At 37.9% G+C, this 21475-nt stretch carries 19 protein-coding genes; 17 read left to right on the forward strand and 2 right to left on the reverse strand.

Translation table 11 applies throughout. The features are described from left to right. Positions 1-29 precede the first annotated feature (29 nt). The 4 genes from ACQKIH_RS11450 (at position 30) to ACQKIH_RS11465 (ending at position 4623) form a co-directional block, all read left to right on the forward strand. Complete coding sequence (locus ACQKIH_RS11450; protein ID WP_057984676.1) at positions 30-536, forward strand: YehS family protein; 507 nt, start codon at positions 30-32, stop codon at positions 534-536. Between the two features lie 129 nt (positions 537-665). Beyond that, complete coding sequence (locus ACQKIH_RS11455) at positions 666-1715, forward strand: LLM class flavin-dependent oxidoreductase (protein ID WP_057984674.1); 1050 nt, start codon at positions 666-668, stop codon at positions 1713-1715. Between the two features lie 77 nt (positions 1716-1792). Next, positions 1793-2689: a radical SAM/SPASM domain-containing protein gene (locus ACQKIH_RS11460; RefSeq protein WP_057984672.1), complete on the forward strand. Its 897-nt coding sequence runs from the start codon at positions 1793-1795 to the stop codon at positions 2687-2689. A 188-nt stretch (positions 2690-2877) separates the two neighbouring features. Next, positions 2878-4623: a methyl-accepting chemotaxis protein gene (locus ACQKIH_RS11465; protein WP_427766085.1), complete on the forward strand. Its 1746-nt coding sequence runs from the start codon at positions 2878-2880 to the stop codon at positions 4621-4623. Positions 4624-4675: 52 nt separating this feature from the next. On the opposite strand, the gene ACQKIH_RS11470 is transcribed toward ACQKIH_RS11465, so the two are convergent. Next, complete coding sequence (locus tag ACQKIH_RS11470; protein WP_057984668.1) at positions 4676-5248, reverse strand: metallophosphoesterase family protein; 573 nt, start codon at positions 5246-5248, stop codon at positions 4676-4678. Between the two features lie 468 nt (positions 5249-5716). Between ACQKIH_RS11470 and ACQKIH_RS11475 the strand changes: the two genes are divergently transcribed. The 9 genes from ACQKIH_RS11475 (at position 5717) to ACQKIH_RS11515 (ending at position 15430) form a co-directional block, all read left to right on the forward strand. Next, entirely contained in the window at positions 5717-7108 is a 1392-nt protein-coding gene (locus tag ACQKIH_RS11475) for an ABC transporter substrate-binding protein (RefSeq protein WP_057984666.1), read from the forward strand. A 90-nt stretch (positions 7109-7198) separates the two neighbouring features. Then, positions 7199-8092, forward strand: a complete 894-nt coding sequence (locus ACQKIH_RS11480; protein ID WP_057984664.1) for a carbohydrate ABC transporter permease — start codon at positions 7199-7201, stop codon at positions 8090-8092. A 12-nt stretch (positions 8093-8104) separates the two neighbouring features. Further along, complete coding sequence (locus tag ACQKIH_RS11485) at positions 8105-8929, forward strand: carbohydrate ABC transporter permease (protein ID WP_427766088.1); 825 nt, start codon at positions 8105-8107, stop codon at positions 8927-8929. Between the two features lie 10 nt (positions 8930-8939). After that, on the forward strand, positions 8940-9983 hold the full coding sequence (locus ACQKIH_RS11490; RefSeq protein ID WP_427766091.1) for a serine hydrolase domain-containing protein: 1044 nt from the start codon (positions 8940-8942) through the stop codon (positions 9981-9983). Positions 9984-9987: 4 nt separating this feature from the next. Beyond that, positions 9988-10968 carry an N-acetylglucosamine kinase gene (locus ACQKIH_RS11495; protein ID WP_427766094.1) on the forward strand — a complete coding sequence of 327 codons (981 nt, stop codon included), beginning with the start codon at positions 9988-9990 and terminating at the stop codon, positions 10966-10968. A gap of 1 nt (position 10969) precedes the next feature. Next, on the forward strand, positions 10970-11872 hold the full coding sequence (gene murQ, locus ACQKIH_RS11500; RefSeq protein ID WP_427766096.1) for an N-acetylmuramic acid 6-phosphate etherase: 903 nt from the start codon (positions 10970-10972) through the stop codon (positions 11870-11872). A gap of 186 nt (positions 11873-12058) precedes the next feature. Next, positions 12059-13291 (forward strand): DEAD/DEAH box helicase, encoded by a 1233-nt coding sequence (locus ACQKIH_RS11505; RefSeq protein ID WP_057984904.1) that lies wholly within the window; start codon positions 12059-12061, stop codon positions 13289-13291. Between the two features lie 3 nt (positions 13292-13294). Further along, positions 13295-14524, forward strand: coding sequence for an aminopeptidase (locus ACQKIH_RS11510; RefSeq protein WP_427766099.1), 1230 nt, complete (start codon positions 13295-13297; stop codon positions 14522-14524). Between the two features lie 24 nt (positions 14525-14548). After that, the gene (locus ACQKIH_RS11515; RefSeq protein WP_427766101.1) at positions 14549-15430 is read left to right on the forward strand and encodes an SGNH/GDSL hydrolase family protein; all 882 of its coding nucleotides are present in this window, start codon (positions 14549-14551) and stop codon (positions 15428-15430) included. Between the two features lie 55 nt (positions 15431-15485). On the opposite strand, the gene ACQKIH_RS11520 is transcribed toward ACQKIH_RS11515, so the two are convergent. Further along, on the reverse strand, positions 15486-17123 hold the full coding sequence (locus ACQKIH_RS11520) for a glutathione ABC transporter substrate-binding protein (protein ID WP_427766104.1): 1638 nt from the start codon (positions 17121-17123) through the stop codon (positions 15486-15488). 395 nt (positions 17124-17518) lie between these two features. Between ACQKIH_RS11520 and nikC the strand changes: the two genes are divergently transcribed. The 4 genes from nikC to ACQKIH_RS11540 are packed head-to-tail and all read left to right on the forward strand — an operon-like array spanning position 17519 to position 21420. Then, positions 17519-18412 (forward strand): nickel transporter permease, encoded by an 894-nt coding sequence (gene nikC / locus ACQKIH_RS11525; protein WP_057984648.1) that lies wholly within the window; start codon positions 17519-17521, stop codon positions 18410-18412. A 12-nt stretch (positions 18413-18424) separates the two neighbouring features. Beyond that, complete coding sequence (locus tag ACQKIH_RS11530; protein WP_057984646.1) at positions 18425-19378, forward strand: ABC transporter permease; 954 nt, start codon at positions 18425-18427, stop codon at positions 19376-19378. Between the two features lie 22 nt (positions 19379-19400). Beyond that, complete coding sequence (locus tag ACQKIH_RS11535) at positions 19401-20438, forward strand: ABC transporter ATP-binding protein (protein ID WP_057984644.1); 1038 nt, start codon at positions 19401-19403, stop codon at positions 20436-20438. Next, complete coding sequence (locus ACQKIH_RS11540; protein WP_427766108.1) at positions 20410-21420, forward strand: ABC transporter ATP-binding protein; 1011 nt, start codon at positions 20410-20412, stop codon at positions 21418-21420. The genes ACQKIH_RS11535 and ACQKIH_RS11540 overlap by 29 nt, the downstream gene beginning before the upstream one ends. Positions 21421-21475 lie beyond the last annotated feature (55 nt).

Below are 21475 nucleotides of genomic sequence, written 5' to 3' on the forward strand. Positions count from 1 at the left end.
ATGTGCTAGTAGAACTGTGGAGGTTTGTAATGGATAATAATGATATTTTAATTCGCGTGCGTTACGCATTGGATTTGAAAAATAGAGATATGGTTGAAGTTTTTAAACTTGGTGGAATAAAAGTTACACCAGAAGAAATGCCTAAAATGTTAATAAAATCACTTGAAAAAGATGAGGAAATTCCGGCTGATTATGAGCAAATAAAGGTGAATCACAAAACATTAGAAGCATTTTTCAATGGACTTATTACGCTGAAACGGGGGCCAATGCCAGTAAAAGAAGGGCAAGCGCCACCTGTTCAAGAAAAGCCCGACCATATAAATAATATGGTATTGAAAAAACTAAAAGTTGCGTGTCAGCTAACAACAGAACAGATGCTTGATGTTCTCGATGATGGTGGCATCGCTGTTTCAAAAGGAGAGTTAGGTGCGATTATGCGTAAGCCTGGTCATCGCAATTATAAAGAATGTGGCGATAATTTTGCGCGCAAGTTCATTAAAGGACTCTCTATTCGATATCGCGGTAAAAACGATTAAACAGCATAAAAAAATATTCCATTGTTTCAACTTTTGTTGGAATGATGGTTTTTTTGCATCAAATAAGCTAATGCTTTCAATTCGAGATAAATATCATTTAAGATAAGTATATAAAAGGAGTGATGTAGGATGGAATTAGGAATTACAACATTTGTCGAAACAACGAAAAATGCAGTGAATGGTGGGACAATCCCGCATGATGTTCGTATTCGGGAAGTCGTCGAGGAAATCATTTTGGCAGACCAAGTAGGACTTGATGTTTTTGGTGTTGGTGAACATCATCGTGAAGATTTTGCAGCATCTGCGCCAGAAATGATTTTAGCAGCGGCAGCATCTCAAACGAAAAATATTCGTTTAACGAGTGCTGTAACGGTTTTATCATCTGCTGATCCTGTACGAGTATTTCAAAACTTTTCAACGTTAGATGCGATTTCAAATGGGCGTGCAGAAATTATGGCTGGGCGTGGTTCATTTATCGAATCTTTCCCGTTATTTGGCTATGATTTAGACGATTATAATGAGTTATTCGATGAAAAATTAGAGTTGCTATTACAACTTTGTCAAAATGAAGTGGTCAACTGGCAAGGGAAGCACCGAGCATCAATCGAAAATTTACAAGTGTTCCCGCGCTCTGTGCAAAATCCATTACCTGTGACGATTGCAAGTGGAGGGACGCCTCAATCCGTTGTTCGTGCAGGGTTATTAGGGTTGCCGCTTGTACTCGCAATTATCGGAGGAAGTCCACTGCAATTCGCACCGTTAGTAGAATACTATAAACGCGCGGCAACAAAGGCAGGACATGATGTAAGCAAGCTGACAATCGCTTCTCATTCACATGGCTTTATTGCGCCAACAAATGAACAGGCGAGAGAGAAATTTTATCCATCTACTGCACTCGTTATGAATCAATTAGCAAAAGAGCGCGGTTGGGGACCGTATACCCGCCATACATTCGATTCGATGGCTGAGTTGGAAGGGGCACTTTATGTTGGAGACCCGGAAACAGTAGCTGAAAAAATTATTTTCCTGAGAAAGCATGTTGGCATTAATCGTTTTATGATTCATATGCCAGTTGGTTCGATGCCACATGAGGATGTAATGCGTGCAATCGAGTTATTTGGAAAAGAGGTTGCACCTATTGTCCGTGAAGAAGTAGCGAGATTAGAGCGTGAACAGTAAGTCGCTTCTGTCCTTTTTTTATCAAAAATTTGATACAATAAAGAGCACTGAGTAGAAAAAGGATTGGTGAACGAGCGTTGAAAACATTTAAAAAAGTTTATATAGAAATCACAAGTGTTTGTAACTTGGCATGTAGTTTTTGTCCGCCAACTGAGCGCGCAAAAGGTTTAATAAAAGTCGACCAATTTGCTAATATATTGGATGAAATTAGTGGTTATACGAAATATATTTATTTACATGTAAAAGGAGAACCATTATTACATCCACGCATTGGTCAATTATTGGACATTGCGCATGAAAAAGGGTTCAAAGTGAATATTACGACGAACGGTACATTAATTAAAAAAAATCGTGAAAAATTACTAGGAAAGCCCGCACTGCGACAAATTAATTTTTCACTGCATAGCTTTGATGGACATGAAGGCTCTGAAAACCGGGAGAAATATTTGGATGATATTTTACAATTCGTTCGTGAAGTTCGTGAACACAACGTCATTATTTCATATCGCCTGTGGAATTTACAGCGCAGTCACCTTTCAGAGGAAGCAAATCGTAGAAATCGCGAAACGCTTGAAATTCTAGAAACGGAGTATAGTCTTGATTACGAAATTCAAGAGCGTGTGGAGATGGGGAAAGGCGTCAAAATTGCTAAAAATATTTATTTAAATCAGGATCATGAATTCCGTTGGCCGAGTTTGCTTGAAAAGGCAGATGAAGGAAAGGGATTTTGCCATGCATTGCGTACCCATGCCGCGATTTTAGTAGATGGCTCAGTAGTCCCATGCTGTTTGGATGGTGAAGGGGTTATTAATTTAGGAAATGTTCATGAGCAAAAATTTGGTGACATTATTGAAAGTGAACGTGCACAAAATTTAGTAGAAGGCTTTTCACGTCGAGAAGCAATGGAAGAACTATGTAAAAAATGTGGCTTCCGTCAAAAATTTGGATTAGATCATGAGTTACCGGAAATGTAAATTTAGTGAATTTTATGAGTATGCCCATCTATTTATGAAGAGAATATAGTAGAATGAAAATTATGTTTATTACTTTCTAATAATTGTTTATATTAACAGTAAGTTGAAATTAAATGCTTCATATTATATATTTCACTTCTATATAAGTAGATGGCGCTATTTATAGAAGACTAGAGGGAGAGAAAATCATGTTCGGTAAGAAGAAAAATGATAATTACGAATACTTTAATGAACAATCCGAATCAGATATTCAAACAAATGAACGTTTTAAAGAAAAATTAGATTTCCTTGCACTATCAAAAGTGCGCCGAGATTCCGTATCATTACTACATAAAATTTATGTTGAAAACCGCCATGAAATTTTGGATAGCTTTTATACGCGTTTATTAGCGATTCCAGAATTTAAAAAAATTATTCTGGACAACTCAAGTGTTGAACGTTTAAAAGTATCTTTTGATCGACATTTTACAAGCTTATTTTCAGATGAACTGACGATTGAATATGTATTTAAGCGTCGTCGAATTGCGTATACCCATGCAAGAATCGGTGTGCTTCCAAACTGGATGATTTCAGCGTACACATTAATTAACCAGCTGATTATCCCGTTAATCTCAAAACAATGCGGTAAAGATAGCAAAAAACTATTAGATACATTATTAGCTTACGATAGTTTGGTGACACTTGATATACAAATTATTGTGGAGACATATATCGAAATTCAAGGTGGCTCGGTTGTAAATGGTTTAGGCGAAATCATTCATTATAATACACAGCTAGACCAAATTAAAGAGCTAATTCAATTCCAAGAAGTTCAACATGATGATGTGAAGTTAGTAACGGGTTTAATGTTAGAGCTAGATGCGGGTATTGAGGAAATCGCCGCATCAGTTGGAGACATTTCGACACATACACAAGTTTCATTAACTGAATTAAATGATGATTTAGTGTCTTTACAAAAAGTATCGACTATTCTACAAAATACAGATGAGGGCCAGAAGTCTGTTCGCCAAAACGTCGCTAATTTAGTAGATCGTGTGCATAGTGTATCAAAAGTAATGGGCCTTATCCAGGGGATTGCCGATCAAACGAATCTTCTTGCGTTAAATGCGTCGATTGAAGCTGCTCGTGCAGGAGAGTCAGGGAAAGGTTTCGCAGTAGTAGCCGAGGAAGTTCGTAAATTAGCAGATGATACGAAACGTTCTGTACAATCGATTCATACAGATATTCAAGAATTACTGAATATTACAGGGAATATTGATGAGCTGACGAAAAAATCTACAGAAGAGTTACATATAGGTGTTACCGATGTCATTCAAATTACAGGAACACTTTCGGAGCTCAACCAAACATTACAAACACAGGGTGCTAGATTTGAAGAAATTGCTGCAACAACGAGGCATCAAGCTCAATCAGCAAGTGAAATTTCAGAACGCAATCGTAGCATGTCAGAAAGTACGATTCGCAGTAAAGATATCGCTTTTGAGACAGGGACGGCTATTTACCGTTTAAGTAAAATGATTGATGACTATCGTTCGCAAACGATTTCGAAAAACTTAATCATTAGCCAAGAGGATATTATCGAAGTTGCGATTACAGATCACCTATTATGGCGCTGGAAAATCTACAATTTATTATTAGGTTTTGAAGAAATGGATAACTTAAATTTGGGATCACCGAGCGAATCCAATTTAGGACAATGGTATTACGGAATAGGACGCGAACTTCTAGGGGATGAAAAAGCATACAGAGAATTAGAAGCGCCATTTTTAGAAGTATATGAAATCGCGAAAAAAGCAGTTCAAGCACATGTTCAAAACAAAAATGAACTGGCAGAAACCTATTTAGAAGATTTGACGATTACTTCACGAATTGTCATTGATCAACTGCAGCTACTGCAACAAACTTTAATAAAGAACAAAGCACAATATATATAATCATTATTAGCGGGCAATACATAGTCAATGGGACTACGTATTGCTCGCTTTTTTACGCTTGCATAAAAGTAACAGTCATTGCCTCGCTATCATAAAGGCACCATTCTTTGTTTTCAACAACAGCACCAACATTAATTTGATAGCATTTATCATCGACTACCAGTGGCGTATTATAAGGCACTGTTTGTCTTTGCCCATTGACATAAATCGCTGCACTGTGGCTATGACCGAAAAACAATAGCGGTGTATGGATTGTTGGAAATGTTGGGTTGAAGTCTTCATCCCATTCGAATTGATGTCCATGCATTAATGTGGCATGTTCGATATTACGCACTTCTTCATATTGTAAAAAACGCGCATCTCCTGTGACAAGGGCGATGCGCTCTTCCTGATTCCCAATAATCGAAGGAAACGTTAATAAACTAAGGAATTTTTTTTCGATAATCGCAGCATCCTCTATTTGTACATTACGGATTACTTGTGCTTTCTTTTTGCCAATTGTGCATTCAAATAAGTCACCTAACCCGATTATTTTCGCCTGAGGAGCTACTTCTTTTATATGTTCGAGCACCGATTTTGTACGTTTATAATGTGAATGTAAATCACCTAATAATGCATATTGCATAATTGTCACCACCATTGTTAGAAAATCTAATTTGAAGTATAGCAGAATTAACGGGAAAAAGTAGAGGGAGATTTTCTTGTTACTATAGTTTAATGAAATTTGGTAGAGAGAATACTAAACTTTGCTTGCTAGGCATACTATATATATTGAACATAATAATTCAAAGATTAATTGAAGTGCTAGACAGTACGAGGAAAACAATCGCAACCTATTTTCATTAACCTGTTTCAGCAGAAGTCCTCCACTTCTATAAGTGGGAAGAGAACTGCAAGTATTTCCTTAATTAATTTGGGATCCGTTCCCCGGCTGAAACAAGTTAATGCCCCCGGCGGATGTCACAGATTTTTAAAGGAATATTTTCGAGCGGGCTCGAAAAAATCTGGACGCAATTACGCCGAGGCGTAATTGATTATGTGGTGGAAACTAATTATTTAGTTTACATAAATATCAATAAGGGGTGTTTTACTAATGAACCACAAAAAAGGTATAAAGCAATTTTGGCTATTATTCACATTAGTGGGATTATTAATGTTGTTAGCAGCTTGTTCAGGTGATGATACGACAGAGGACGTAGCAACAACAGATGAAAGTACGAAAACAGATAGTCCAACGACAGAACCAGCAACAGAGGACGGGTTATCAGGAAAATTAGAAATTCAATATTTCGTAGGTGGCTACGGAGATGAATGGTGGAAACAAGTAATTGGCGATTTCAAAAAAGAGAACCCGAATTTAGAAATTGTTGAACATGCGGGTCCAAATATTAATACAGAAATGAATACGCGTTGGATTTCAAATGATCCACCAGATGTTGTTTATATCGATGGGGCTGGCGCAAATGAAACGCAAATGATTGCAGAAGGTCAATTAATGGATATTAGTAGTTTTGTAAAAGATTTAAAAATGGAAGATGACACACCATTATTGGACAGTTTCATTTCACCAGCTGAAGAAATTGATGGTGGGAAAATTTACTCGTTACCACTTGTATTTGATACATGGGGCATTTGGTATGATGCAAAATGGTTTAAAGATAATAATTGGGCTCCACCAACGGACTTTGACACTTGGTTAAGTTCAATGGAGAAAATTAAAGAAGAAACAAATATTTCACCATTTATTACGACGGGTCAACACCCACAATACTTTGAACGTGGTGTATTAAATCCTGCCTTTGCAGCAGCTGGTGGGGAAGAATTTTTAAATGATTTAAGAAATGGTGTAGTAGAAGCATGGCAAAGACCAGAAGCATTAGAAGTAATGACAAAAGTTCAAAAAATGGCCGATGCTAAAGTCGTGGATCCTGGATTTGCGGCATATAACCATACGCAATCACAAATGAATTTCCTACTGCATAAAAATGCATACATTCCAGTAGGCTTCTGGTTACCTAATGAAATGAAAAATGACACACCAAGTGACCTTGAATTCGGATTCACGCCAACACCGATGAATAATCCAGGGGAGCCTTTGGCGTTAGTACCAGATATTCGTACAATTGCCGTTGCTGAAAAAGCAAAAAATCCAGAAGCAGCAAAAGCGTTTCTTGCGTTCATTTTCACTGAGAAATACGCACAAGACTTTGCAGCATCAACAGGTGCTATTATGAACTTGAAAAATGTAGATCTGTCAGCAAATACGAATGTGCCAGAGTTCTTAACAGGTATTAATGACATGATTAATAATCCAAGCGCGGTCAAACTTTATAAACACCATACACCAAATGCAGAGGAACAAAAAATTGCTGTTGAAATTACAAATGAAATAAAACTACAACTGATTGAAGTTTTATTAGGTAAGAAAACGGCAGAGCAATTTATCGACATCATGACGAAAAAATCACAAGAATTACGGAAATAAGTAAGCAAAAGGATGGGGTTGACTAGGAAGAAAATTTTCTAGGCAACCCTTCCTTTCTATAATCATTTAAATGGGAGGGGGAGGAATAGAATGGCGCAAACTGCAAAACAACGTTATTTATTTTTAGCCTTTTGTTTACTTCCAACGTTTTTATTATTTCTCGTTTTTACTATATATCCAATGCTCGGCGGTTTATATTATTCCTTTTTTGAATGGTCAGGTACGAGCTCAGTAAAAACATTTATCGGCTTAGATAATTATATAAAGCTTTGGAATGATTCGATTATTAAACAGGCGATATTTAATGACTTCTTCTTCGTATTTGTAAAAGTAATCGGTATTATGATACTTTCCTTATTTTTTGCGGTAGCGCTAACGCAGCTTCGTATTAAAGAGGCACCGTTTTATCGCATCGTATTTTTCTTTCCAAACATTATGTCTGTTGTAGTAATAGGTATCCTTTGGCAATTTATTTATGATCCAAGTATCGGACTTGTCAATAGTCTTTTAACAAAAGTTGGGTTATCAGAATGGGCACGTCCATGGCTAGGGGATATGACATGGGTTCTACCAAGTATTGCGATTCCTGCAATTTGGGCGGGGATTGGTCTATTCATGCTATTGCTTATGGGAGGTATTTCGAATGTACCTAAAAGTTTATATGAAGCAGCAGATATAGATGGTGCTTCAGAATGGCAACAATTTTGGCGAATCACGGTTCCGTTAATTTGGCCTCAAATAAAAACATCGATTTTATATATTATTATTACGTCATTAAATGGCTCATTCGTGTTAGTTCAAGTAATGACGGGCGGTGGTCCAGGGAGCGCGTCAGAAGTAATGGGCTCATACTTATACCAACGCGCATTTGAAGACTTTCAATTTGGTTATGGTGCGGCGATTGGCGTATTAATTTTAGTCGTGTCACTAATAACTGTTTTAATTTCGCAATTAATTTTGAAAAAGGAAAAAGTTGAATATTAAAGGGGGGTTATGATGAAAGCTTTTTCACAAATTATGGTGCGAATTCCGCTTATACTATGGGCTATAATCGTAATTTTCCCACTCGTTTGGATGTTTATGGGCGCTTTTAAAACGAACGCTGAAATTTTCACTTCTCCATGGGCACTCCCACAAAATTTTAACTTCTCAAACTTTGCACGTGCATGGAATGACTTTAATATTGGTCGTGCCTTTTTGAATAGCTTTTTCGTTACCGCTTTAGGTTCTATCTTAACGTTAGCACTATCAATCCCAACGGCTTACGCATTAGAAAGAATTCGCTCAAAAATGGGCGAGGTGCTTATCAATGTTTATTTAGCTTCGATGATGATACCAGCTGTTTTAGGATGGATTCCGCTATTTTTCTTATTAATGAAGCTTAATTTACTAGATAATTTATGGGCGTTATCTCTTATATACGCCATTTCACATGTCCCTTTTACGATTTTCATATTAATCGGCTTTATTGGCAATATACCAAAAGAGCTTGAAGAGGCAGCAACCGTAGATGGAATGAGTCAATATGGTATTTTGTTTAAAATTATTACACCGTTAATCAAATCGGGCATTATGACGGTCACAATTTTAAATGCAATCTCTTATTGGAATGAGTTTTTTATGGCTCTTATATTATTGCAAACAGAAAGTAATACTACGCTAGGAGTTGCGATGAACTTATTGAAAACGAAAGCCCAATACGAAAGTGCGTGGGGTGTATTATTTGCAGGTTTATGTATTGCAGTTATTCCAGTCATTATTTTCTATACGATTTTCCAACGTTCCATTACAAAGGGAATGACAGAAGGTGCGATCAAATAGGAGGATTCATATGGAGTTCCGAGCGGTTCAAAAATTTATAGAACAGTCTATAGAACAAAATGTATTGCCAGGTGCGGTTCTTTGTATTGCCAATGAGAAGGAGATTTTATTTAAAAAGGCTTTTGGCAAGGCGCATGTAAAAAAGGATATTGTAATGAAGGAAAATACGTTATTTGATATTGCTTCTTTAACGAAGGTTGTTGTAACAACACCAGCAATTTTAATACTTTTAGAACAAGGATTACTCGATTTGGATGATTCCGTCGCACATTATTTTTCGGAGTTACAAGGACAACATGAAGAGGTGACAATTAAACATTTACTGACGCATACGAGTGGCTTTCAACCAGAAGTGAGGTTTTATTTACAATCCAATGTGCAAAAAAGTCCATTAGAAGTAATTGCACAAATACAAAATCGTAAGGCAATTGGCTCAGAAGTGATTTACAGTGATGTGAATTATATTTTACTTGGCAAGCTTGTAGAACAGATTACTGAAGAATCACTCCACATTTTTGCAGAGAAAAATATCTTTCTACCATTAAAAATGAAGCATACATTATTTGACCCTCCACCCGATTTGCAAGCAAAAATAGCAGCCACTGAATATCGCGATCATTTACAAGATTACCAGTGGGGCGACGTTCATGATGAAAATGCCAATTATTTTGGTGGTGTGAGTGGTCATGCGGGGCTATTTTCAACGGCTGAAGATTTAGCATGTTACGCACAGGCTTTTATGAAAGGGCACCCTTCTATTATTACAGAAGGAACAAAACGAATTAGTAAAAAAACGTATACGAGTGGTCTTGATGAACAGCGAGGCTTAGGATGGCAATTGTATAGCACCCCGATATTTTCCGGGCAATATTTGCAGGATGGCTTTGGACATACGGGTTTTACTGGGACGTCAATGTGGATTTCAGATGAACAAGAAATTGCTATTATATTACTAACGAACAGAGTACATTTTGGAAGACAATGTAATATTCAAAGATTTCGGAGGATTGTTCATAATTTAATCGCGCTAGAAGTAGAAAACAGTAGGAAATAAGGTGATGGACATAGCGAAACAGTATTTTATTGGTATTGACGGAGGTGGAACGAAAACGCGCTGTGTTATTGGCGATGCAGAGGGGAATATCATTGGCTATAAAGTAAGTACCTCTGGCAATATAAGTGCGATTCCACTAACGCAGTTACATGATATGCTCAATAATATGATCGAAATGATTTTATCAAAGGCGAAAATTCCGTTACATGATATTCATAAAATTTTTATATGTTTAGCTGGTGCAGATCGTTCAGCTGAAAAGGATAAAATCCACCAATCCTTTGAGGGAAGTGCGTTGTTTGACAAAATAATGATTCAAAGTGATGCGCATGCCGCTTTAGCAGCAGGGATATGGGGAGATTCAGGTACATTATTAATTGCGGGCACAGGTTCTATCGTTTATGGCTGGAATGGTGGGCAATCTTTTCGAGTGGGCGGCTGGGGCTATTTATTAGGTGATGAAGGAAGCGGTTTTCATCTTGGAAAATTGGCTGTGCGCTCTATTCTAGAATCCCATGATGCAAAGCTTCCAATGCGACCGTTCCAACGAGAAATATTAGCGCACTTTCATGTACAGCATCCGCCAGACATCATATCGAAAATTTATAGTCAAAAAGCGCCAGTTTCAATTATTGCATCCATTTGTAGCAAAGTGCTGATGGCATTTGATAAAGGGGATGAACTGGCAAGCGAAATTGTTCAATTAACCCTAAATGAATTAATTCGTTTAATTCGTTTAGCGCAGTCCCAAATGGATATGGAAAAGCCACTCGTTTTACATGGGGGACTATTCAGTAATGTTCCTTTTTATGAAGCATTTTGTAAACAATTAAAACAACAATTTCCAACGTTGAAATTTTTGAAGCCAGAAGTTCCTGGTGAGGTAGGTGCCTATATTTTAGCCATGCATGCCAATCAAATTTTTATTGGTGAAGTGATAAAGGGAAATATTAAAAATTCATGGAATTCTATTAAGGAGGGATGATATGAACGACCAGCAATTAACAACTGAAAAACGCAATTCTGAAACGATGAATTTAGATGAATTAACGGTAGTGGAAATTTTAAATATTATGAACCGCCAAGATGAGCATGTCATTCAAGCTGTTGCTAAAGAGCTACCATCTTTAGAAAAGGTCATTGAGAAAATTGTTGATAACCTTTTAAATGGTGGACGCCTTTTTTATGTAGGTGCGGGTTCAAGTGGGCGTTTAGCGATGATGGATGCATCTGAATGCCCCCCAACTTTTATGACAAATCCTAATTTAGTCCAAACAATTATGGCAGGTGGAAATGCCGCATTTTTTCAAGCAGTTGAAAATGCAGAAGATGATGCCGAGGCAGGAAAGCGAGATATAGCTGAAAAGGCGATTACGAAATGGGATACCGTCATTGGGATTACGGCAAGTGGTACAACACCTTATACAATTAGTGCTGTAAAGTATGCGCGATTGAATGGGGCATTTACTGTCAGTTTAACGAGCAATAAAGGCTCAAAAATTAGCGGTTATACAGATCAAGCAATTGAAGTAGATGTCGGTCCGGAAATTTTAACGGGCTCAACACGTTTAAAAGCAGCAACCTCTCATAAAATGATTTTAAATATGATTAGTACAGCAACTATGGTGAAATTAGGGAAAGTGTATGAAAATTTAATGGTCGATGTTCACGCAAGCAATAATAAGTTAGTGGAGCGCGCAAAAAGAATCGTCATGATGGGCACAAATTGCTACTATGAACAGGCAGAACAAGTTTTAAACACGACGAACTTTGCAGTAAAACCAGCGATTGTCATGCTGAAAACAAACGCAGATTTTGAAACGGTTCAAGCAACTTTATTAGAAGTAAACGGAAATACGAAAAAGGCAATCGCTAAACTAAGTTCATAATTGTCTGAGGTGTTAGTAGCGTGTAGTACTAGCATCTTTTTGATGTGGGAAATTTCGCATGGATTCGTTTCATTCACAGGAATTTCAGTTTTTCAAAAATTAGATGAAGCAAGTGATACGAAATTCACATTAAAAGTCAATAGAATATGTTACACTAAACGCAATGAACTTAAGGTGGTAAAAAAAATGTCAGCAATTAACTTATTAAATGAAACATTACAAAATAAATGGTCGTTTGAAACAACAATGAAAATCCAAGAAGAAATGATTCCTGCTATGCTTGAAGGAAAAGATGTTGTAGCAGAATCGCCAACAGGATCAGGAAAAACACTTGCATTTACATTGCCAATTTTAAATAAAGTAGATGGCTCTAAAAAGCAAACGCAAGCATTAATCGTGGCACCATCGCAAGAACTTTCTATGCAAATTGTCGAAGTAATTCGTGAGTGGACAGCGGGAACAGATATTACAGTTCAACAATTAATCGGTGGAGCGAACTCAGCACGTCAAATTGAAAAACTGAAGAAAAAACCAACGATTGTTGTCGGTACACCAGGTCGTCTAAATGAATTAGCGCGCCAAGGAAAGCTGAAATTAAAAGAAATTGAAACAATTGTATTAGATGAATGTGACCAATTATTAAGTCGTGAATACCGAGTAGTTGTGAAGTCATTTATCGAAGGAGCTGCTTTCGGGCGCCAAGTAGTTGTCGTTTCAGCTACAATTACCGAGGAAATAAAAATGGTTGCCGAGCGCTTCATGCTTGAACCAATCGAAATTGAAATCAAACCAGAAGACATGGTGAAGTTTGGGAAAGTTGTGCATTCTTTTGTAAAAATCGAAGAACGTGATAAAACTGATATGTTGCGCCGTTTATCGAATATTGAAGGTGTTCGTGGCCTAGCATTCGTTAATAATATTGATCAAGTTTTAATGAAGCAAAATAAATTAATGTACCGAGATGCACCGATTGTCGCTTTGCATTCAGAAATGAAAAAGGATGAACGTAAAAATGCATTAGATGCTTTCCGAAAAGGCGAGGCACGCATTTTAATTGCAACGGATATTGCAGCACGTGGTTTAGATATTTCTGGCTTAACACATGTTATCCATGTTGATGTACCTCGTACGATTGAACAATATACGCATCGTTCAGGACGTACAGGTCGTGCAGGGGCAGATGGAGAAGTTTTAACATTATTATCTTACCGTGATGAGAAAACGTATAAAAAATGGGTTCGTGATTTATCACAAAAAGCTGTACAAAAAGTATGGCATAAGGGCGAATTTATTGAAGGTAATTCAAAAACCGTGACGGCAATAAAAGAGGCTCCTAAAAGCCAAAGTACGCAAAAGCCTTACAAATCAAAATCAAGCAATAAGGGAATGACATTCAGTAAAACGAAAAAGGGGAAATAAGCGATGACATTTGCAGAAAAATTAGAGCAATTTGCAGATTTAGCTGTACGTATCGGCATCAATGTACAAAAAGGGCAATACGTATTAATTAATACTTCAACTGAAACGTTAGACTTTACTAGAATTGTTGTGAAAAAGGCATATGAAGCGGGCGCGGGTCGCGTACATGTGAACTTAACGGATGCAAGCTTTGAGCGTTCGTATTTTGAAAATGTATCAATAGAAGAAACAGCGAATTTCCCGAAATGGGTTGTTACGCAGCGTGAGGAATTAATCGAGCGTAAAGGAGCACTTCTATGGATTGATGCGGAAAATCCAGATGCATTAGCTGGTATTGATGTCGAGAAAATCGGTGCACAGCAAAAAGCATCAGGTACAGCGCTTGTTAATTACCGAAAAGCTGTCATGAATGATCATATTGCTTGGTCAATTATTGCGGTTCCGTCACCAAAATGGGCTGCAAAAGTATTCCCGCAATTACCAGCAGAAGAACAAGTACCTGCACTATGGGATGCCATCTTTAAAACAGTTCGTATTGGTGAAGGCGATGCTGTTGCAAAATGGCAGCATCATATTGAAAGCTTAGAAAACCGTGCAGCCCAATTAAATAAGAAAAAATATCAGTTTTTACATTATAAAGCACCAGGTACAGACTTGAAAATTGCGCTTCCAGATAAGCATTTATGGGTGAGCGGAAGTAGTAAATCTCCAGATGGCACAACGTTTATCGCGAATATGCCGACAGAAGAAGTGTATACATTGCCAGCGAAATTTGGTGTCAATGGCGTTGTCTCGAATACGAAGCCACTTGTTTATAAAGGCAATATTATTGATGACTTCACATTAACATTTGAAAACGGCAAAATTATTCAAGCCGAAGCAAAAGTAGGACATGCGTTATTACAACAACTGATTGCAACGGATGAAGGTTCAGCGTATTTAGGGGAAGTTGCGTTAGTGCCGCATGAGTCACCGATTTCAGCTTCGAATATTTTATACTACAACACATTGTTTGATGAAAATGCATCGAACCACCTTGCGATTGGTGAAGCGTATCCAACTTGCTATGAAGGTGGAAAAGCACTTGAAGCAGGCCAATTAGAAGCGTTGGGCATTAACCAATCACTGACGCATGAGGACTTTATGATTGGTAGCGCTAATATGGATATTGATGGTGTTTTAGCTGATGGAACGGTTGAACCGATTTTCCGCAAAGGGAATTGGGCATTCTGATTTTGTGATACGGGAGGTGTGTCCATGCGTCGTTTTTGCTTATTAACAGCGGTATTTTTATTCATTATGCCTTTTCCTACCAAGGCTCAGGAACAGGAAGTATATATTGCCATTGGTGATTCTTTAGCGGCAGGACAAACACCATATTCACAAATTGATGCAGGTTATACGGACATTATTGCACTGCAACTCCAGCGAAATGGGAAGTTAGCTCATTTTACAAAAGAGCTTTCTTTCCCAGGCTACCGAGTTGGCAACGTGCTAGAAAGTGTGCAATCTGAAAAAGCAGATGCGCTATTAAAAGATGCCACGCTCATTACCATTTCAGCGGGGGCGAATAATTTATTACCGCTCCTAACGTATAATGCCGATGCAGGGACGCTCGCTTTTTCACAGTTATCCGCTAATTTTGCATTGAATGAAGTGCGTATTCAAATGAAAGAATTACTGGAGCTATTACGAGAAAAAGCACCGAATGCGAAAGTTTATGTGATGGGCTACTACTTTCCATATGTAAGTGTTCATGAAGAACAAGTGGAAGGGGCTATAACATCGTTAAAGTTGTTAAATCGTATTTTACAACAACAAGCAGAACAAGCTAATGCGCAATTTGTTGATGTATATGATGCGTTTAATGAACATGCGCAGTCGTATTTACCAAATCTCAAGGACATACATCCAATCCAACAGGGCTACCGCTTAATGGCCAATCAAATGTTAGGGCAGTATAGTGGTAATGATGCATTTGAGATGCGAGAGGGTGCAATGCCAACACCAAATCCTTTAACATTCGAGGAAATATTGTTATTAAGAAATGATGAGGTAGAGGTGAAAGAGCCTGCGTACAAGCCGTATGTGACAGCACCTCATATGCATAATAATAAACCCCACCCTGTAATGATATAAAAAAGACACATTCTTACCGAATAACATCGGAGTGAATGTGTCTTTTTGCTTTTAATTATTTGTTAACTTTAACATCGCCTAAACGATAAATACCGTCTGCACCTACATTGAAGCCAGTAACTTTATCAGATACACCTGTTAAGTAAGCTGGGTGTAATACGAATGCCATTGGAGAATCGTCTGAGATTTTTTGTAATGCATCTTTGTAAATTGCTTCACGAGCAGCTGGATCTGCTTCGCGACGACCTTTATCAAGTAGTGCATCTACTTCTGCGTTAGAGTAGAATGAACGGTTACCTGGGTCACCATGTTGAGAAGAGTGGAATAATGCATATAGACCGTAGTCCGCATCACCTGTAGAGTTAGACCAACCTAAGATGAACATATCGTGCTCACCAGCAGCTGTTTTCTCTAAGTACGCACCAAACTCTAACACTTCGATATTTGCTGTGATGTTTAATTTCTTTAATTCTTCTTGTAAAACGATTGCTACTTGTTGACGAACTGGATTATCATTCGTCCAAATTGTTGTAGTGAAGCCATCTGCATAACCTGCTTCAGCAAGTAAAGCTTTTGCTTCTTCAACGTTATATTCCATTGAAGTTACATCTTCTGTATATCCGAAAATACCAGGTGATAGTGGACTGATTGCAGGAACACCATAACCTTCATAAATCCCATCGATTAATTTTGTACGGTCAATTGTTTTAGAAATTGCTTGGCGTACTTTAGCATCATCGAATGGTTTCTTTTTTGTGTTGAAACCAATATAAGTTAAAGATGAAGATGCTGTTTCTAATACAGCAGCTGCGTCAAAAGAGTTAACGTTTGCAACTTGGCTTGGCTCTACAGTACCAATAATATCTGCATAACCAGATTGTAATTCAGCAACACGAGTAGCTCCTTCTGGAACAACTTTGAATGTTACAGTATCAAGATTTGCTGGAGTACCAGCGTATTCTGCAAATTTTTCTAATTTAATTTCAGTACCTGGAGTCCATGAAACAAATTTGAATGGACCAGTACCTACTGGATTTGTTGAAATTACTGAACCAGCAAGTACAGCAGAATCTGCTTCCATTGCTGCATAGTCAGCAGCGATTGATTTCGGACTGATTACGCCACCACCATTATGCGTTAAGTGTGCAAGTAATGGAGAGAATGGGTATTCAGTAACGAATTGTACTGTGCTATCATCAATTACTTTAATTTCAGTTACCATCTCGAATAAGAATGCACGAGGAGAGGCAACTTTAGGATCCAAAATACGGTCGAAAGAAGTTTTTACAGCTTCAGCATTAAACGCTTCACCATCATGGAACGTTACGCCTTGTTTTAATTTGAACTCCCAAGTTAAATCATCAACTTGCGTCCAAGATTCTGCTAAACCAGGAACTAAGTCACCGTTTGCATCACGGACAACTAAAGTCTCATAAAGATTTGATTGAACGTTTGAAGAAGATACGTCATTTGAACCATGTGGATCTAATGAGCTGGCATCTGATAATTCTGCGATAATTAAGTCGCCACCAGCAGTTGCTGGAGTGTCTTCTTTTTTACTAGAATCTGTTTTGTCACCAGAACCAGCATCTTTAGTAGATGAGTCTTTGTCATCTCCTCCACATGCTGCTAATACTAGCACTAATGTGAATGTAAGTAGCATCATCCATAGAGATTTTTTTGAAAATGCCATGTTGGAAATCCCCCTAATGTAATTTTTTTTAGAATATTACAAAAATGTAAACTCTTTTTAAAGAATAGCATAGCGCCTAAGTGGCATCAATAATAAAATAGATAAAATAAATTTAAGAGAGAAAATATAAGTTTTATATAGAATAATCATATAATAATTTTATATTCTGAAAGTTCACAGAAACGTAGGATTTATATATATTCGCTGGAATTTCATATGAGAGGATGTGTTATTTCAATATAATGAAAAGTCTAAAAATACAAAAATGATAAAATTTTCTGAATTTTATTAGAAAAATATTATGTTGATAAATAATGTTTTAACTATATATACTGTAATCTATAACAAATTATTAGAATTTTGAGTTTACGTTACATTAGAAAGGGTGATTGATATTGAGTACACAGACAGAAAAAAGTCCTGTCATCGGGAAAAAAAGTAGTCCTCGTTCGGAAGCTTTTAAAACATTTATGAAGAGATTATTGAAAAATAAGGCAGCTGTTATTGGCGGTCTGGTAATACTGTTCATTATTTTAGTAGGAATAATCGGTCCTTTCTTATCGAAAACGGATCCTAATGCACAGGATATTCTTAACAAGTTACAACCACCTTCAAAAGACCATTGGTTTGGAACGGATAACTTTGGACGAGATATCTTTACACGTATCGTGTTTGGAACGAAACTGACATTAAAAGTTGGATTTTTATCTGTTTTAATTGGTGGTGTTGTTGGAATTGTATTAGGAATTGTTTCAGGATACTACGGTGGAATCATTGATACGCTTATCATGCGTGTGATGGACGTATTATTAGCGTTCCCTGGTATTTTACTAGCTTTAGCAATCGTTTCGGTTTTAGGCGGTAGCTTAACGAATGTAATTATTGCAGTAGGTATTTTCTCAGTTCCAGCATTTGCCCGTATTGTACGGGGATCTACCTTACAAGTGAAGAAACTTGAGTACATTGATGCGGTAAGGGCATTAGGTGCTTCAGATGGACGAATTATTTTTAAGCACATTTTACCGAATATTATGTCTCCAATTATCGTGCAAGCAACGATGCGTATTGCGACAGCGATTTTAACAGCATCTGGTTTAGCTTTCCTAGGTTTAGGTGCACAGCCACCAGAGCCAGAGTGGGGCGCAATGCTAAGTGATGGTCGCGCTTACATGCATAATGCGAGCCATATGGTTATGTTCCCAGGGATGATGATTGTCATTGTTGTACTAGCATTTAATATATTCGGAGATGGATTACGCGATGCACTTGATCCAAAAATGAAGCAATAGGAGGAATGATGAATGACTAAATATATTATCCGTCGTTTACTACAAACGATCCCTGTATTATTAGGAGTTTCTATTTTAGTATTTTCATTGATGTTCCTTATTCCTGGTGACCCTGCGCAAGTAATGGCCGGGGAAGGTGCATCTGCACAAACTGTTGAAAATTTACGTGAAAAGCTAGGTTTAAATGATCCAGCCTATGTACAATATGGACGGTATTTAAGCAGTGCCTTACAAGGAGATTTAGGGAATTCTATTCGTAGTGGTCGTCCTGTAATGGAAGAGATTCAAACGCGCTTTTGGGTAACGCTCGAGGTAGCTATTTACTCGACAATTTTAGCAGTATTTATAGGGTTGATTGCGGGGATTATCTCTGCTGTACGCCATTATACGCTAACAGATGTTTCGATTATGATTATTGCCTTATTCGGTTTATCAATGCCAAACTTCTGGCTTGGTCTACTATTAATTCAGTGGTTTGCACTTGGTAACTTGCCATTTGACATCCCGTTCCCAGAGTTTTTAAAAATGCGTCCATCGGGTTGGGGAGATACATGGCGTCAAATGGTGCTACCAGTTATTACACTCGGTACAGGGGGAGCAGCGATTATCGCGCGTATGACTCGTTCTTCCATGCTTGAAGTTATTGGTCAAGATTACATACGTACTGCACGTGCTAAAGGTGTATCAGAGCGAGTTGTTATTTATCGCCATGCGTTAAAAAATGCGTTAATACCAGTTGTTACGATTATTGGGTTAGAGTTTGGTGGCTTCCTAGGTGGTGCCGTTTTAACAGAAACAATTTTTGCAATTAACGGAATGGGACGTTTGACGATTGATGCCATTCGACAGCGAGATTTCCCGGTTGTTCAAGGAACGGTACTCGTCATTTCGCTGCTATTCGTAGTTGTTAACTTACTCGTAGATATTTCATACAAGTTCTTAAATAAACGAATTGACTTAAATTAGTAGAAGAAAAGAGGTGTGGCAAATGAATGAAATGGAAAATATTTTAGTCGTCAACAATTTACAAACAACATTTAAAACAGATGCAGGAGACATACGTGCTGTTGATGGTGTAAGCTTTACGGTTCCTAAAGGGAAAACAATTGGAATTGTAGGAGAGTCTGGTTCAGGAAAAAGTATTACGTCACTGACAATTTTACGTTTACTCGCTTCAAACGGTAGAGTAAATGGTGGGGAAGTTCTTTTTAAGGGCAAAGATTTATTAAAACTACCCGAAAAAGCGATGCGAGAAATTCGTGGAAATCAAATTTCGATGATTTTCCAAGAGCCGATGACATCATTAAATCCTGTTTATACAGTCGGTCAGCAAATTGGAGAAACGATTCAAATCCATAAAAAGGTCGGCAAAAAAGAAGCGATCCAACAATCAATTGAAATGCTGAAACTTGTAGGAATTCCTTCTCCTGAAAAGCGTGTGAAGCAATATCCACATGAACTTTCAGGGGGGATGAGACAGCGTGTCATGATTGCAATGGCGCTTGCGTGTGACCCAGAAATTTTAATTGCAGATGAACCAACGACAGCACTAGACGTAACGATTCAAGCGCAAATTTTAGAGTTAATTAAAGATTTACAAAATCGTTTAGGCATGTCGGTTATTATGATTACCCATGATTTGGGAGTCGTTGCAGAAACATGTGATTATGTAGCAGTTATGTATGCTGGCCAAGTGGTAGAGTATTCAGATGTGCGTTCGTTATTTAAAAATCCGAAGCATCCGTATACATTAGGCTTATTAAATTCATTGCCACGTCATGATATTGAGCAAGAGAAATTAATTCCGATTAAAGGGATGGTGCCGAGTCCGCATGAAATGCCTGTTGGTTGCCGTTTTGCACCGCGTTGCCCGGTTGCCACAGAACTTTGTCATAACAAAATGCCGCAACTATTAAATACAAATGATTCAAATGCAGAGCAAATCCGATGCTGGATGTTCTCTGATGAGTGGGATGGAGATTCGGAGGTGACGCTATATGGCGAAAAAAGAACTATTAAAGGTTGAGGGATTAAAGCAGTACTTCCCGATTAAAGGTGGCTTTTTAGGCCGTACAGTGAATCACGTAAAAGCGCTAGATGGCATCTCGTTTACAGTTTACGAAGGTGAAACGGTCAGTATTGTAGGAGAATCTGGTTGTGGGAAGTCTACAACCGGACGTGCGATTTTACGTTTAGAAGAACCAACAGAGGGGTCTGTTACATTCCAAGGAACAGATTTAACGAAAATTTCTACACGTGAAATGCGTAAATTCCGTAAAGATTTACAAATTATTTTCCAAGATCCATACGCTTCGATTAACCCGCGTCAAACGGTAGCAAGTTTATTAAATGAAGCGATGCATATTCAAAATGTATTGCCAGCAAATGAGCGCCGTGCACGCATTGAGGAGTTACTAGAAACAGTAGGCTTACGTCCGTATCAAGCAGATCGTTATCCGCATGAATTCTCAGGTGGTCAACGTCAGCGTATTGGAATTGCACGCGCTTTATCAGTTGATCCAAAGCTCATTATTTGTGATGAAGCGGTATCCGCACTGGATGTATCGATTCAGGCACAAGTATTAAACTTATTAGAAGAATTGCAAGATGAATATGGGCTAACATACCTTTTCATTTCACATGACTTAGGGGTTGTACGTCATATTTCAGACCGTATCATTGTTATGTATTTAGGGAAAATCGTGGAAATAGCGGATAAAACAAGCTTATTTGAAAATCCGCAGCACCCATATACAAAGGCATTATTATCAGCGATTCCAGTGCCGGATCCAGATGCGGTTAAAAATCGTATTGTCCTTAAAGGGGATGTACCATCACCGATTGATCCGCCAGCAGGATGTCGATTCCATACGCGTTGTCCATTTGCAACGGATAAATGTCGTACGGAAGAACCACTACTGCGCACGACATCCGCAATGAAAGGTGAACATGAAGCAGCATGTCACTATATAGAGGAAATTGCAGCTGGAACTATGACTGAAAAATAAGAAACACACCAAACGAATGAATATTTCGTTTGGTGTATTTTTTTACGAAAAAACT

Origin of the sequence: Solibacillus cecembensis (assembly GCF_050272495.1) — a bacterium.
Taxonomy (GTDB): Bacteria; Bacillota; Bacilli; order Bacillales_A; family Planococcaceae; genus Solibacillus; species Solibacillus cecembensis.

Excerpts from the sequence above, each read along its gene's own strand:
- ACQKIH_RS11450 (WP_057984676.1), top strand. The coding sequence starts at position 30 with ATGGATAATAATGATATTTTAATTCGCGTGCGTTACGCATTGGATTTG.
- ACQKIH_RS11455 (WP_057984674.1), top strand. The coding sequence starts at position 666 with ATGGAATTAGGAATTACAACATTTGTCGAAACAACGAAAAATGCAGTG.
- ACQKIH_RS11465 (WP_427766085.1), top strand. The coding sequence starts at position 2,878 with ATGTTCGGTAAGAAGAAAAATGATAATTACGAATACTTTAATGAACAA.
- ACQKIH_RS11470 (WP_057984668.1), bottom strand. The coding sequence starts at position 5,248 with ATGCAATATGCATTATTAGGTGATTTACATTCACATTATAAACGTACA.
- ACQKIH_RS11475 (WP_057984666.1), top strand. The coding sequence starts at position 5,717 with ATGAACCACAAAAAAGGTATAAAGCAATTTTGGCTATTATTCACATTA.
- ACQKIH_RS11480 (WP_057984664.1), top strand. The coding sequence starts at position 7,199 with ATGGCGCAAACTGCAAAACAACGTTATTTATTTTTAGCCTTTTGTTTA.
- ACQKIH_RS11485 (WP_427766088.1), top strand. The coding sequence starts at position 8,105 with ATGAAAGCTTTTTCACAAATTATGGTGCGAATTCCGCTTATACTATGG.
- ACQKIH_RS11490 (WP_427766091.1), top strand. The coding sequence starts at position 8,940 with ATGGAGTTCCGAGCGGTTCAAAAATTTATAGAACAGTCTATAGAACAA.
- ACQKIH_RS11495 (WP_427766094.1), top strand. The coding sequence starts at position 9,988 with ATGGACATAGCGAAACAGTATTTTATTGGTATTGACGGAGGTGGAACG.
- murQ (WP_427766096.1), top strand. The coding sequence starts at position 10,970 with ATGAACGACCAGCAATTAACAACTGAAAAACGCAATTCTGAAACGATG.
- ACQKIH_RS11505 (WP_057984904.1), top strand. The coding sequence starts at position 12,059 with ATGTCAGCAATTAACTTATTAAATGAAACATTACAAAATAAATGGTCG.
- ACQKIH_RS11510 (WP_427766099.1), top strand. The coding sequence starts at position 13,295 with ATGACATTTGCAGAAAAATTAGAGCAATTTGCAGATTTAGCTGTACGT.
- ACQKIH_RS11515 (WP_427766101.1), top strand. The coding sequence starts at position 14,549 with ATGCGTCGTTTTTGCTTATTAACAGCGGTATTTTTATTCATTATGCCT.
- ACQKIH_RS11520 (WP_427766104.1), bottom strand. The coding sequence starts at position 17,123 with ATGGCATTTTCAAAAAAATCTCTATGGATGATGCTACTTACATTCACA.
- ACQKIH_RS11530 (WP_057984646.1), top strand. The coding sequence starts at position 18,425 with ATGACTAAATATATTATCCGTCGTTTACTACAAACGATCCCTGTATTA.
- ACQKIH_RS11535 (WP_057984644.1), top strand. The coding sequence starts at position 19,401 with ATGAATGAAATGGAAAATATTTTAGTCGTCAACAATTTACAAACAACA.
- ACQKIH_RS11540 (WP_427766108.1), top strand. The coding sequence starts at position 20,410 with ATGGCGAAAAAAGAACTATTAAAGGTTGAGGGATTAAAGCAGTACTTC.